At 61.9% G+C, this 12,918-nt stretch carries 14 protein-coding genes and 1 pseudogene; 5 read left to right on the top strand and 10 right to left on the bottom strand.

All coding sequences use genetic code 11. The features are described from left to right. Nucleotides 1–11: 11 nt before the first annotated feature. Together pdxH and norR are read right to left on the bottom strand one after the other, a co-directional pair. Nucleotides 12–659 carry a pyridoxamine 5'-phosphate oxidase gene (gene pdxH, locus QFX16_RS12095; RefSeq protein WP_283184088.1) on the bottom strand — a complete coding sequence of 216 codons (648 nt, stop codon included), beginning with the start codon at nt 657–659 and terminating at the stop codon, nt 12–14. 88 nt (nt 660–747) lie between these two features. Further along, nucleotides 748–2,277, bottom strand: coding sequence for a nitric oxide reductase transcriptional regulator NorR (gene norR / locus QFX16_RS12090; RefSeq protein ID WP_283184087.1), 1,530 nt, complete (start codon nt 2,275–2,277; stop codon nt 748–750). Between the two features lie 151 nt (nt 2,278–2,428). On the opposite strand from norR, the pseudogene QFX16_RS12085 reads away from it, so the two are divergent. Beyond that, nucleotides 2,429–2,707, top strand: a pseudogene (locus tag QFX16_RS12085) (DUF542 domain-containing protein); the annotation flags it as partial. Between the two features lie 28 nt (nt 2,708–2,735). Here QFX16_RS12085 and QFX16_RS12080 read toward each other — a convergent pair. From QFX16_RS12080 to pedF, 4 genes are read right to left on the bottom strand one after another with little or no spacing between them, the layout of a single operon-like run. Beyond that, a complete protein-coding gene (locus tag QFX16_RS12080) occupies nt 2,736–3,674 on the bottom strand; it encodes a quinoprotein relay system zinc metallohydrolase 1 (RefSeq protein WP_283184086.1) in 939 nt (312 codons plus the stop codon). 16 nt (nt 3,675–3,690) lie between these two features. Continuing rightward, nucleotides 3,691–4,452, bottom strand: coding sequence for a quinoprotein dehydrogenase-associated SoxYZ-like carrier (locus tag QFX16_RS12075; protein WP_283184085.1), 762 nt, complete (start codon nt 4,450–4,452; stop codon nt 3,691–3,693). After that, nucleotides 4,452–5,327: a substrate-binding periplasmic protein gene (locus QFX16_RS12070; RefSeq protein ID WP_283184084.1), complete on the bottom strand. Its 876-nt coding sequence runs from the start codon at nt 5,325–5,327 to the stop codon at nt 4,452–4,454. The genes QFX16_RS12075 and QFX16_RS12070 overlap by 1 nt, the downstream gene beginning before the upstream one ends. Before the next feature lie 3 nt (nt 5,328–5,330). Next, entirely contained in the window at nt 5,331–5,792 is a 462-nt protein-coding gene (gene pedF, locus QFX16_RS12065) for a cytochrome c-550 PedF (protein WP_283184083.1), read from the bottom strand. Nucleotides 5,793–6,068: 276 nt separating this feature from the next. Here pedF and QFX16_RS12060 point away from each other — a divergent pair, with 276 nt between their 5' ends. From QFX16_RS12060 to QFX16_RS12045, 4 genes are read left to right on the top strand one after another with little or no spacing between them, the layout of a single operon-like run. Beyond that, nucleotides 6,069–7,253 carry an ABC transporter substrate-binding protein gene (locus tag QFX16_RS12060; protein WP_283184082.1) on the top strand — a complete coding sequence of 395 codons (1,185 nt, stop codon included), beginning with the start codon at nt 6,069–6,071 and terminating at the stop codon, nt 7,251–7,253. Between the two features lie 40 nt (nt 7,254–7,293). Further along, a complete protein-coding gene (locus tag QFX16_RS12055) occupies nt 7,294–8,268 on the top strand; it encodes a YVTN family beta-propeller repeat protein (protein ID WP_283184081.1) in 975 nt (324 codons plus the stop codon). After that, nucleotides 8,265–8,996, top strand: a complete 732-nt coding sequence (locus tag QFX16_RS12050; RefSeq protein WP_283184080.1) for an ABC transporter ATP-binding protein — start codon at nt 8,265–8,267, stop codon at nt 8,994–8,996. Before QFX16_RS12055 ends, QFX16_RS12050 begins: the two co-directional genes overlap by 4 nt. Further along, a complete protein-coding gene (locus QFX16_RS12045; protein WP_283184079.1) occupies nt 8,993–9,784 on the top strand; it encodes an ABC transporter permease in 792 nt (263 codons plus the stop codon). The genes QFX16_RS12050 and QFX16_RS12045 overlap by 4 nt, the downstream gene beginning before the upstream one ends. Nucleotides 9,785–9,827: 43 nt before the next feature. Here the strand turns inward: QFX16_RS12045 and QFX16_RS12040 are convergent, their stop codons facing one another. From QFX16_RS12040 to QFX16_RS12025, 4 genes are read right to left on the bottom strand one after another with little or no spacing between them, the layout of a single operon-like run. Next, nucleotides 9,828–10,121, bottom strand: coding sequence for a DUF971 domain-containing protein (locus tag QFX16_RS12040; RefSeq protein WP_283184078.1), 294 nt, complete (start codon nt 10,119–10,121; stop codon nt 9,828–9,830). Further along, entirely contained in the window at nt 10,118–11,080 is a 963-nt protein-coding gene (locus QFX16_RS12035; RefSeq protein WP_283184077.1) for a HEAT repeat domain-containing protein, read from the bottom strand. Before QFX16_RS12035 ends, QFX16_RS12040 begins: the two co-directional genes overlap by 4 nt. Then, nucleotides 11,077–11,925, bottom strand: a complete 849-nt coding sequence (locus QFX16_RS12030; protein ID WP_283184076.1) for an ABC transporter ATP-binding protein — start codon at nt 11,923–11,925, stop codon at nt 11,077–11,079. The genes QFX16_RS12035 and QFX16_RS12030 overlap by 4 nt, the downstream gene beginning before the upstream one ends. Then, nucleotides 11,925–12,707, bottom strand: a complete 783-nt coding sequence (locus QFX16_RS12025) for an ABC transporter permease (RefSeq protein ID WP_283184075.1) — start codon at nt 12,705–12,707, stop codon at nt 11,925–11,927. Before QFX16_RS12025 ends, QFX16_RS12030 begins: the two co-directional genes overlap by 1 nt. Nucleotides 12,708–12,918 lie beyond the last annotated feature (211 nt).

Here is a 12,918-nt window from a genome sequence, read left to right as displayed (position 1 = left end):
TCAAAGAGCGTTCAAGGCGCCAAGCGGTTGCGTTGCCATACGCCATCGCGCAAACGGTAATCGAGACGGTCATGCAAGCGGTCGGCACGGCCTTGCCAGAATTCCAGACGCTCAGGGTGCAAGCAGTAGCCGCCCCAATGTTCGGGCCGCGGCACGGTCTTGCCGGCAAAACGTTGGGTGGTTTGTAGCAACAGCGATTCAAGCTCGGCCCGATTGACCAACGGCCGGCTTTGCGGTGAAGCCCAGGCGCCCAGGCGACTGTCCTGTGGGCGGGAATCGAAGTACGCATCCGACAGCGTCGGGTCGAGCCTGGTGACCTGGCCTTCGATACGCACCTGACGCTCCAGTCCCGGCCAGAAAAAGGTCATGGCGGCATGCGGGTTGGCGGCCAGTTGCTGGCCTTTATCACTCTGGTAATTGCCGAAAAAAGTAAAGCCTTCATCGCTCAAACCCTTGAGCAGCAGGACCCGGCAGTGCGGGCGCCCTTCACTGTCGACCGTTGCCAACACCATGCTGTTGGCTTCGACAGGCGCGCGCTCGGTGTCGCGGGCCAGCTGCATCCATTGCCGGAACATCGCCATCGGGTCGTCCAGCGCCGACTCGTCTTGCAGGCCAAAAAGGGTGTAGTTGCGGCGCATCTGTGCCAGGGAAAGGGGCATGACGGTGATCTCCAAAAAGGTTCTGCCCAGTGTGCTATGCACTGCGCAACAGCACCTTGACCACCATCAACACTGAGCATGCCCAGCCTTATTTGAGGCGCAGACGCCGAGCCAGTTTGTGCAGGTTGCTGGGATCGACTTCCAGAATCCGCGCAGCGCTGGCCCAGTTTTCCCCGGACAGGCTCAAGGCCTGGAGAATTTTCTTGCGCTGGTAATCGTCGACCGCTTCACCCAGGGGCAGGAATGGCTCATCAGCCGTCACGTCCAGGGGACTTTCGACGACCGCGCCCTGCCCGTCCATGGCACTGTCGAGGTCCAGAATCTCGGGTTCCAGCGTCATGATCAGGGCACGACTTGTGCCGCGACTGAGCTGCTTCAACGCGGCTCGGCTGATCACATGCTCCAGCTCGCGCACGTTGCCCGGCCAGCTGTAAGTCAGCAGCGCTCGCTCGGCCGCCGGCGACAGACGCAAACCGCGCAGACCGAGCCGCGCCCGATTGAGTTCAAGGAAATGCCCGGCCAGCATCAATACATCATTACCTCGCTCGCGCAGCGGCGGAATCGGCACCGGGTACACCGAGAGCCGGTGATACAGATCGGCCCGAAACAAGCCGTCGCGGATGCTGTCCGGCAGGTGCCGGTTGGTCGCGGCGATGATTCGCACATCGACATGCAACGGCTTGTCGGCGCCGAGGCGCTGGATCTCGCCGTTCTGCAGGGTGCGCAGCAACTTCGCTTGCACGGCCAATGGCAATTCACCGACTTCGTCGAGAAACAGCGTGCCACCGTTGGCCGCATCGAAACGTCCGGCACGGTCACTGGTGGCGCCGGAAAATGCGCCTTTGACATGGCCGAACAATTCACTCTCTGCCAGCGACTCCGGCAAGGCAGCGCAGTTGACCTGCACCAGCGGCTTATGACTGCGGCGCGACAGACGATGCAAGCGCCGGGCGAACAGCTCCTTGCCGACGCCGGTCTCGCCCAGCAGCAACACCGGCAACTCGGAATCGGCCAGTACGTCCAGTTCATTGAGCAACTGATGCAGCACCTCACTCTGCCCGAGGATTTCGCCTTCATCAGCCGGCCTGCGCACGTCTTGAATATCGCTGCGGGACAAGCGCAGGCTGCGGTTTTCCTGCTCAAGCCGGGTGACTCGCACGGCGGCTTCGATCTGCAAGGTACAGCGTTTGAGTTCTTCCCGCGCACGGCTGTCGAAGGTCCCGGCGTGCAGCGCATCGAGAGTGATCGCGCCCCAGATCCGCCCCTCCACATACAGGCTCACGCCCATGCAGTCGTGCACCGGCAGCGGTTCGCCGACGTGGTCGTCGAGCAAGCCGTCATAGGGATCCGGCAGGCGACTGTCGGGCTCGAACCAGGTGGTTTCGCGCGACGCCATGATCGCCGCCAGCCGCGGATGCTGGGCGATGACAAACCGGCGGCCCAACGCTTCATGCACCAGCCCCACCGTCGCGACCGGCCTCAGGCTGTCATCATCCAGACGCAGCAATCCCACGGCGCCACTGTTGAAGTACTCGCGCAGGGTCTGGACCAGTCGTTGCAACCGCACGGCATTGGGCAACTCGACAATCAGGTCGGCCGCCAGGCTTTCACGCAGCATGGTAGTTTTTACCCTCTATGGTTGGATTCACCCTAAAGCGTCTGGGTGCATATCACCACCACTAAAAATTAAGCCATATTTTTCAATACGTTAAATATGGCATGCCGCCATGAGCCTGGGGAACCGTTGAAATCCAAACAAGGAACCCCTGATGAGCCTGACTCTATTGGAACAAAGCCTCGGCCAACTGGCCTGCGACATTCCCGGCGCCACCCGCATTTTCCACACCTTTAAACTGGACTTCTGTTGTGGCGGGCATAAAAGCCTGCGTGAAGCGGCCGCTGGCAAAGACCTCGATCCGGTCCTGATTGCCGATGCGCTGCACCGGCTGCAAGACACCGGCGAAACCCAACACGACTGGCGCAACGAACCGTCTGAGCTGTTGATCGCCCACCTTCTGGCGCGCTACCACGCCCGCCATCGCGAGCAAGCCCGCTCCCACAGGGGATTTGTGTTGCTCACTTATCCGCGGCGGAATCGACTCGGGTCATCTGCCCGCGCTCGTAACGCGGATACAGATGGCTGACGCTGCGGATCAGCTCGTAGCGGCTCAGAGTGATCCCGGTAAACCGTTCAGGAATGAGACTGCGGATCATCTCGGCCATATCACTGCCATTGGCGGCGCCATCGCGCATGAGCTGATCGAGCCAGGTCAGGTAGTCACGCATTTGCTCGAAGGGCTGTTGATCGCTGCCCACGGGGCCGTGACCGGGGACGATCAGCGTCCACGGCAGGCCTTGAAGGGTGGCGATGTCCGCCAGCCACACCGCCGGCCCCGGACTGTTGGGCGTGGTCAGCGCCCGTTGGTAAAACACCAGATCCCCGGCAAACAGCACGCCGGTTTTCTGGTCGAGAATAGCCAGATCCGCGCCCGTGTGCCCACCCAGGCCCAGCAGACGCAGATCGTGATCCCCAAAACTTCGCACACCGGGTGTCAGCGTCCGGGTCGGCAACACCACCTCGGTGCCGCGCATCCAGTCGCCCACCAGTCGGTACAGGTTCTCGGCCATGGCATCGCCCTGCTGATGCAACAGCTCGGTGGTGCCGGCCAGCGCACCGATCGGCACGTCAGTGAAGGCCTGGTTGCCGAGCACATGATCAGGATGATGATGAGTCAGCAGCACCTCAATCACCGGTTTGTCGGTGATCGAGGCAATCGCCTTGCGCATCGCTTCGCCGTAGCGTTTCGACGGCCCGGTGTCGATCACCACCACACCCAGCTCGGTGACGATGAACGAAGTGTTGACGATGTTGCCGCCGTTGGCCTTGGCAAAATTGTCGGTGCTGCCTTCCAGCAGCCAGGTGTCTTCGGCGATCTGCCGGGGCTTGAGTGAGTAGTCCAGATCGGCTAGGGCCGGCAGGCTCAGGCTCATAAACAACAGCAGCATCCAGCGCATCACGCGCTCCTTTGGGTCAGGGTATGACCGCATCGAATTGATTGCCGCTGTTGTCGCGCAGCAACAGGCGCGTCTGCCCTGCCCCTTCGATATCGAAGGCCAGGTTGGGGTTTTCGCTGACAGCGGGAAACAACTCAAGACGGGCCAACAGCTGATCGTTCTGATCCCGCAGTTCGGCATGGTTGATGAAAAATTCCGGAATGCCACTGACCATGCCGTTGTCCATCGGGTGCGCCACTTGCAAGCGCACACGGCTGAACTCGCCACGGGGATAACGACCGCCCAGCACTTCACCGATGTGGTCCTCCCAGCCCGGCTGAGTGCGCACCACACTCGGCGCCGTGCAACCGCCGCCCGCCGCATCGATCAGCGTCGAGCCGACATGCCACAACCCATCACGGGTCAGCACTGCCGCGCGCAACGGCGTGGCCTGTTCGATACGGATGCGGATCGACAGCCACGGCAGCACGCGGTCCAGCGGCTGGAAATCGACAATTTTCGGCAAGGGGTTGAGTTCGGCCCAAGCGAGGATTTTCACCACTTCACCCTTGAACGCTCGCGCGTCGATTTCCAGTGGCACTTGCCGGGCATCTTCGGCGAACGGTGGCGCCAGCAGCTTGACCCGCTCGTCGAACACGAACGGCGCATCGCCGAGCATTTGCTTGTGATAGAAGGCCCACATCACCGAGGGCACCGGGTCCTTGCCCGGGTCGATGTCCACGGCGTGCGCGGCGATGGGTAGCCAACAGGCCAACAGACAACTCGCTCGCCAGTTCACTATTGATACATCTCAGGCACGTCATAGCGCAGGCCGTAATGGCCATAAATGGTTTTGACAGCGCCCTCGCGGATCAAGGCTTCCAGCGCCTCTTCCACGGCATAGGCCAGTTGACGGTTGCTTTCGTGCACCGCCATGCCGATCTCCCAAAGCTGCTTGCCCATGTTCGGGTAGGCGTTTTCTGCCAGCACCACTTGCGGGTCCGCCGCTTCATGCACTTGCCAGTCGATCTCACCGCGCATGGCCATGACTGCGTCGACTTCACCGGCCTTCATGGCGGCAAATGCCTGGGGTACGCCGGGATAGTGATGCGTTTTGCCGGCGAGCATGCCGTTGAACACCGAGGTCAGGTAGAACGACGGCACGCTGTCGACTTCGACGCCGATCGGGTGATGCTCGAACACGGCGACGCTACCGACCTTGTCCAGCCGACGGCGGTCATAGGCCACCTGCCATTGTTCGTTCTGGTACGGCCCGAACATCACCACATGGCCGTTTTCCAGCTCACCCAGTTCATTGCGTTTCTGCGCGTAATCGCGGTCGTACGGCACGCGCATCATCAGGTCAGCCAATTGCAGGTCGTGCAACTGACTGGCACGCCAGATGTAATCGCGCAGGTCGTCATCGAGCTTCTCGCCGGCCGGCGCCCAAATCAACGTCAGGCGCACGCCGAGGGCCTTGGCCAACGCTTCGGCGAGTTCGACATCAACGCCACGGGCCTGGCCGGCGTCTTCAAAACTGTACGGGGCGAAGTCCTTGTAGACCGCCACTTTCAGCTCCCCGGCGGCGATCATTTCGTCATAGGTGCGGACCTGCGCCTGCACGGCCTGGCAGCACAGCAACACAGCGCTGATCAACACAGCGAGCAGGCGCATGGGTTACTCCTCGACGCGAACGGTGTCCAGGTAAGTGCGTACCGCCCACAAGGCTTCCTGGCTCAGGTAGTCGGCCATCTTCGGCATGTAGACCCGGCCGTCACGCACAGCGCCATGGCGCACGCGTTCGACGAACCATTCATCACCCGCCTCGCCGACATCCAGCATGCGCAAATCCGGAGCAATGCCGCCGGATTTGGCTTCCAGGCCATGGCAGGCCGCGCAGTTCTGGTTGTAGGCCGAAGAGCCGATTTCCACGGCCTTATCGTGTTCCGGGGTAGCGCGATAAGGGTTCACCGATGCCCAACCATCGGCATCGACCGGTACGCCAGCGTCCTTGATCGGGGTCAGGCCCGGGGTGGCGACAGCCTGGGGGACCACGTTGCCGTGGGCCCAGACGGAACCTGCGCTGATAAAGCCGGCTAGCAGTCCGGCAACGAGTAAGGCGTTGCGTTTTGTTGTCATTGTTATGCCCTCTTGATTGCACGCAAAACCTCTTTGAAGAGGCTATGGCACCCATCTTAGGAACGGCTTCGCGCAAGCCCCATGCTGCTTTGGTGGCCGCCATCTAGTTCCTTGGTAGTAGGGCTTGTGGCGCACATCCAAATACAGCCGCGGATCGCTAAAACCGCGCCGCCCCGGGCGAGTTACTACCTTGGTACTGGCTCACTGGTACTTTCTGCATATTTCATTCTGCATCGCAGGCTTCCTATGCTGGCGCTACCAGTAATGGAGTGCCCTATGCGCCAGCTTGCCCCTTACGCCCTGATCTACCTGTTGGCGATTGCCTCCGCCGCCGGGGTGGCGACCCAGAGCCAGGCCGCCGACGCACCGTTGCAGGTGCAGATCGGCTACCTGGGCTATCGCCCCGACCCGGGCCCGTTGCTGTCGAACGTCATTCCCGAGCCGGTCGATGCCGGGTTGCGTGGCGCCGAACTGGCGATCACTGACAGCAACAGCACCGGGCGTTTCCTCAACCAGAGCTACAACCTGGTCAGCGCCAACGTCGACAATCCGGATGCCTTGGTCGAAGCGGCCAAGGCTCAACATGAACAAGGTCTGCGCCTATTTGTGGTGAATGCACCGGCGGAGAGCCTGCGCCGGCTCAGCGCGGTGTTACCCGACAGCTTGCTGTTCAATGCCGGCAGTCCCGATGACAGCCTGCGCAGCACCGATTGCCTGCCGAACGTGCTGCACAGCCTGCCGAGTCGGGCGATGCTCGCCGATGCGCTGGCGCAATTTCTGGTGGTGCGCAAATGGCAACGGGCGCTGCTGATCGTCGGCCCGACCCCGGACGATCAAGCCTATGCCGCCGCCCTGCGCCGCGCCGCCAAACGTTTTGGCCTGAAACTGGTCGCGGAAAAAGCCTGGAGTTTCGACAACGATCAGCGCCGCAGCGCCCAGGCCGACATGCCGCTGTTCACCCAGACCGCCGAGTACGACGTGGTGCTGGTGGCGGATGAACGCGGTGATTTCGGCGAATACGTGCCCTACCAGACCTGGTACCCACGGCCGGTCGCCGGCACGCAGGGGCTGACCCCGGTGGGCTGGCACAAAACCGTGGAAACCTACGGCGCCGCCCAGTTGCAGAAACGCTTCGAAGCCCTGACCGGGCGCTGGATGAATGACCGGGATTTCGCGGCCTGGATCGCCGTGCGCAGCATCGCCAGTGCCGTGAGCAAACTGCGTCAGGTCGATCCGGTGACGATCCGTACGCTTGAGATCAGCGATCAATTGCCGCTGGACGGTTTCAAGGGTTGCAAGCTCAGTTATCGGCCGTGGAACGGCCAGTTGCGCCAACCCATTCCCATCGTGCAGCCCCGGGCGTTGGTCAGCACGTCGCCGCAAGACGGCTTCCTGCACCCTTTCAACGAAATGGACAGCCTCGGTTACGACAAACCCGAGGTCAGCTGCCGCTTTCCCTGATCCGACTTTCCACAAGAACTACAACAAAAAGGAATCCACCATGCGTCGCACCCTGCTCTGCCGCTCCCTGCTTTTCTGGGCCCTGCTGCTCGCCGCCGGGCATGCCGCGGCCAGCACCGCCTGGGTCTCCAACGAAAAGGACAATAGCCTGAGCCTGATCGACCTGCAGACCCTGCAAGTCACCGACACCCTGCCCGTTGGCCAGCGCCCGCGCGGCCTGCTGTTGTCCCACGACAATAAGCTGCTGTACATCTGCGCCAGCGACTCGGACCGGGTCCAGGTGATGGACGTCGCCACGCGCAAGATCATCAAGGAACTGCCGTCGGGAAAAGATCCTGAACAGTTCGCCCTGCACCCCAACAATCGTTGGCTGTACGTTTCCAACGAAGACGATGCGCTGGTGACGGTGATCGACACCGAAACCTCCAAGGTGCTGAGTCAGATCAACGTCGGCGTCGAACCCGAAGGCATGGCCGTCAGCCCCGACGGCAAGTGGGCGGTGAACACCAGCGAAACCACCAACATGCTGCACTGGATCGACACCAGCACCCAGACCCTGGCCGACAGCACGCTGGTGGATCAGCGGCCGCGCTTCGTCGAGTTCACGCCGGATGGCTCGAAGCTCTGGGCCTCGGCGGAAATCGGCGGCACGGTGACCATTCTCGACGTCGCGACCCGCCAGATCCTCAAGACCCTGACCTTCCAGATCAAGGGCGTGCACCCGGACAAAGTCCAGCCGGTGGGGATCAAGCTCAGCGCCGACGGCAAATATGGTTTCGTCGCCCTCGGCCCGGCCAATCATGTGGCGGTGATCGACGCCAAGACCTTCGAGATTCTTGATTATCTGTTGGTCGGGCGACGGGTCTGGCAGATGTCGTTTACCCCGGATCAAAAGCAATTGCTGGCCACCAACGGCGTCAGCGGCGACGTGTCGGTGATCGATGTCGACAGCCTCAAGGTGACCAAGTCGATCAAGGTCGGGCGTTATCCGTGGGGCGTGGTGGTGACCCCATGAACGCACTGGAAGTCAGCGAGCTGAGTTTCGCTTATGGTGTGAAAGAGGCGTTGCGTCAGGTGAGTTTCAGCCTGGCACCCGGCCGTTTCGCGGCGCTGCTGGGGCCAAACGGCGCGGGCAAATCGACGCTGATTGCCTTGCTCACTCGACTCTACGATGTGCAGCGCGGGGACATCCGCGTCGGTGGCTGTTCGTTGCGCAACGCGGCGCGTCCGGCGCTCAAGCAATTGGGTGTGGTGTTCCAGCAAAGCACGCTGGACCTGGACCTTAGCGTCGAGCAAAACCTGCGCTATCACGCCGCGCTGCATGGGATGTCGCGGCGTCAGACCGGCCTGCGTGTCGACGCCGAACTGGCTCGTCAGGCCTTGACTGAACGCCGTCGCGAGCGGGTCCGCGAACTCAATGGCGGCCATCGTCGTCGGGTGGAAATCGCCCGCGCCTTGCTGCATGAACCGCGCCTGCTGCTGCTCGACGAGGCCAGCGTCGGCCTCGACCCCGCCAGCCGCCTGGCACTCAATCAACACATTCGCAGTTTGTGCCGCGAGCAAGGCATCAGCGTACTTTGGACCACTCACTTACTCGATGAAGTACAGCCGAGCGACGACCTGTTGATCCTTCATCAGGGCCGGTTGGTCGCCAGCGGGCAAGCCGACGTCCTGAGCCTGGAGCACGGTGGTGACCTGGGTTCGGCCTTCACTCGACTGACGACTTCGGGAGCCGCCCAATGAATGCCTACTGGCAATGTTTCAACGGCATCGTGCTGCGTGAATGGCTGCGTTTTGTGTTGCAGCGCACGCGGTTTCTCAGTGCGCTGGTGCGGCCGTTGCTGTGGCTGCTGGTGTTCGCCGCCGGTTTTCGTGCGGCACTCGGGATCGCGATCATCGAGCCCTATGACACCTACATTCCGTATGAGGTCTACATCATCCCTGGCCTTGCCTGCATGATCCTGCTGTTCAACGGCATGCAAGGTTCGCTGTCGATGGTCTACGACCGGGAAATGGGCAGCATGCGCGTGCTGCTGACCAGCCCCCTGCCCCGAACCTTCCTGCTGTGCAGCAAACTGTTGGCCACCTCGTTGATCTCGCTGTTGCAGGTCTACGCCTTTCTGGCGATTGCCTGGGGGTACGGCGTACAACCACCGGCCATGGGCTTGTTGATTGCGTTGCCGGCGTTGCTGCTGGTGGCATTGATGCTCAGCGCGTTGGGCCTGTTACTGTCCAACGCCATCCGTCAGCTGGAGAACTTTGCCGGGGTGATGAATTTCGTGATCTTCCCGCTGTTTTTCCTGTCGTCGGCGCTGTATCCGCTATGGAAGATGCGCGAGTCCAGCGAGTGGCTGTACTGGTTGTGCGCATTGAGCCCGTTCACCCATGCGGTGGAACTGGTGCGGTTTGCCCTGTATGAACGCTTCAATCCGTTGGCGCTGGCGGTGTGCGTGGGGCTGACGCTGATATTCGCGCTACTCGCCGTACTCACCTTCAACCCGCAACACGCCGCCCTGCGCAAATCCAGCTAACAACACAATTCCAATGTGGGAGCGGCGGTGCGACGATTCCACATTAGATTTCAGTAGATTCGGGGGTGAGTTGTGCCAGGTAGGGCCAGGGGTAGATCCCGCGCTCATGGCCGTCGCTGAAAATCAGTTGAAGGCCATAACCCTGGGAATTGAGTTCGACGACACGGATGCGCTCATCGACTTTCACCCTCAACCCTTGCAGGCGAAACGCCCGGCACTGCGAACACGGACACTGACGGCGCAACTCAGCGTGGTCCAGCAACTGTTCGCGACCATCCGGCCAGTTCACCCGCAGCTGCTGTTTACCTTGGGAATTGCCAATCGCCACCGGGTTCATTGCAGCTGACTCAAGGCGATGCGCACGGCTTTGCGCACTTCCGGGTCGCCGTCATCCTGCGCAGCCTGTAAAGGTGCGATGGCGCCCCGATCGTTCAGTTCTCCGAGCGCCAGGGCAGCTTCCTTACGCAGGTTGCTGATACGGTGGCCGAGGGTTTCGATCAGCGCTTCAAGGGCCGGGACGTAACGCAAACGACCGAGGCTGCGGGTGGCGCGTAGACGGACTTGCCAGTAATCGTCACTCAAGGCTTCGACCAGGGCTGAACCGGCGTCGACATGGCCGACCTTGCCCAGCGTGGAGGCGGCTTCTTCGCGCACTTGCCAGGCTGCGTCCTGCAAGGCGTGACGCAGCGCCGGCAGCACGTGGGCGTCGGAGGCCAGGCCAAGAGCACCGGTGGCGGCGCGGCGGACTTCGGTGTCCGGGTCGTCACTGGCCAATCGAGCAAGCGCCGGCAAGGCATCGAGCTGCTTGAGCCAGCCGAGTACGCCGACGGCTTCGCGGCGGACACTGGCGTCTTCGTCGGTCAATGCCCCTAAAGCGGCAGCGGCGGCAGCGGGGAAGCGCAACTCACGCAATGCCCGGAAAGCGGCGATGCGCACACTGATGTCGGCATGCGCGGTCCACGGCAGAATCACCCTGCCCGCCGCCTCGGTCTTGAGCAGGCTAAGGCTTTGCGCGGCGGCCGCTTGCACGGCTTGGGAAGGATCGGTCAGGGCCTGACACAGCGCTTCCACCACCGGTTCGTCCTCCCAGGCTTCGAGCAATCGCGCGGCTTCGGCGCGAACCTCTTCGGTCGGGTCTTCAGCCAGTCGATTGACCAACCAAAGCAAACCGTCCGGCTCTTCAAGGTCGGCCAGTTCGATCAGGGCAATTCTGCGCACGCCCGGATCGTCATCCGTCAGGCGCGGTTGCAGGGCGAGAATGTCGTCGTTATCGGTTACATCGAATAGAGAGGTCATAGGGCAAATCGCGGCAGTTTGTTTTCAAGGGGAAGTCCGAGAGGGTTCAGGCGCGGTAACTGCCGACCGTCTTCGTGACGCAGCAACTCGAGGCAATGACGCTTCAAGCGGGAAAATTCGTGGCTGGTGGCCCGTTCGGTGGTGCGTGGCCGTGGGAAATCGAGGCGCAGGTCTTCGATGATCCGCCCCGGGCGTGAACTCATGACCAGCAGCCGATCGGCGAGGAACAGCGCTTCATCGATGTCATGGGTGACGAACACCACGGTGGTGCGAATTCGCGTCCAGATGTCCAGCAGCAGCTCCTGCATGTTCAACCGGGTCAGCGCGTCGAGGGCGCCGAAGGGTTCATCCATCAGTAACAGGCGCGGGCGGTTGATCAGCACCCGGGCGATTTCTACCCGTTGCTGCATGCCGCCCGAGAGTTGGTCAGGCCAGCGCTCGGCAAACCCTTCGAGGCCCACCAGGGCAAGGATTTCGTCGGCAGCCTGGTGGCGTTCGGCTTTGCCGATGCCGCGCATTTTCAGGCCGAAAGCAACGTTGTCGCGCACCGTGCGCCAAGGGAACAGCGTGTGGTGCTGGAACACCATGCCGCGCTGTGGGGACGGGCCCGAGACTGGCGCACCGTCGACTTTCAGGGTGCCGGTTCGCGGTTGCAGGTGACCGGCCAGCGCACCGAGCAGGGTCGATTTGCCGCAACCGGACGGCCCGAGGATGCACACGAATTGCCCCGGCTCGATCTGGCAATCCAGACCTTGCACGGCTTCGAAGGCTTGCTTGTCTTCGCCGAGGACGATGGACAATTGTCGGATGTCGATCCGCCCTTCAGGGGTTTGCATCACGCTCATCAGGCTTTTCCTCGTGGTCGGTGCCAGGGAGTGAACAACCCGCCCAGACGTTTGATCAGCAGGCTGCTGCCCATCCCCAGTACGCCAATCAGCAACATGCCAACCACGATGTCGGCGTAGTTCTGGATGGTGTAGGACTCCCAGGTGTAATAGCCGATGCCGTATTGGCCGGAGATCATTTCGGCGGTCACCAGGCAGAACCATGAGGTGCCCATGCCGATAGCAAGGCCGGTGATGATGCTTGGCGCAGCGCCGGGAAGAATCACCTCCAACAGAATCGCCCTACGTCCTGCCCCAAGGCTTTTCGCCGAGGCGATCAGCCGTGGGTCGACGCCTTCGACGCCGTGCACGGTGTTGAGCAGAATCGGGAACAGCGCGCCGGTGAAGGTGATGAAGACCATCGACAGCTCTGATGAGGGAAACATCAGGATCGCCAGAGGAATCCAGGCGACGGCGGGGATCGGACGCAGGACTTCCAGCGGTGGTAGCAGCAGGTCTTCAGCCCATTTCGAGCGACCGATGGCCAGGCCCAAAGCGATGCCGATGATCAGTGCGGTGAGATAACCGGCGAAGACTCGGCTGAGGCTGCTACCGAGGTGCTGCGCAAGCTTGCCGGAGTCGCCGAGGCCGAGGGCGGCTTCGATGACCGCCAGCGGCGTCGGGACGTTGGCGAAGGTGACCAGGCCGAGGTTCCAGTGGTGGCTGGCGGCGAGTTGCCAGAATACAAGGCAGAGCAGCAGTGAAGCGGCTCGGGGGATCCAGCGGGTTGGCGATTTTGGCATGTCGGGTTCCAGTTGTAGATGGTGCAGGACGGGAGAACCACCCCTTGGTCTAACCCTCCCGAAACGTCGGACCGCCCCAGAGGGGCGAGGGGACTGACCGAGTTGTTCTTTCGAGTTACATCGACCTGAAATATCGAGTCGAACTCAGATTTTGGAAATCATGGAGATCGGCTCCCTTTCCCCCTCTCCCCTATGGGGAGAGGGTTGGGGT

The sequence above is a fragment of the Pseudomonas svalbardensis genome (assembly GCF_030053115.1).
GTDB classification, from domain to species: Bacteria; Pseudomonadota; Gammaproteobacteria; order Pseudomonadales; family Pseudomonadaceae; genus Aquipseudomonas; species Aquipseudomonas svalbardensis.
The sequence above is the reverse complement of the archived record's forward strand: the minus strand, read 5'-3'. Positions and strand labels throughout refer to the sequence as shown.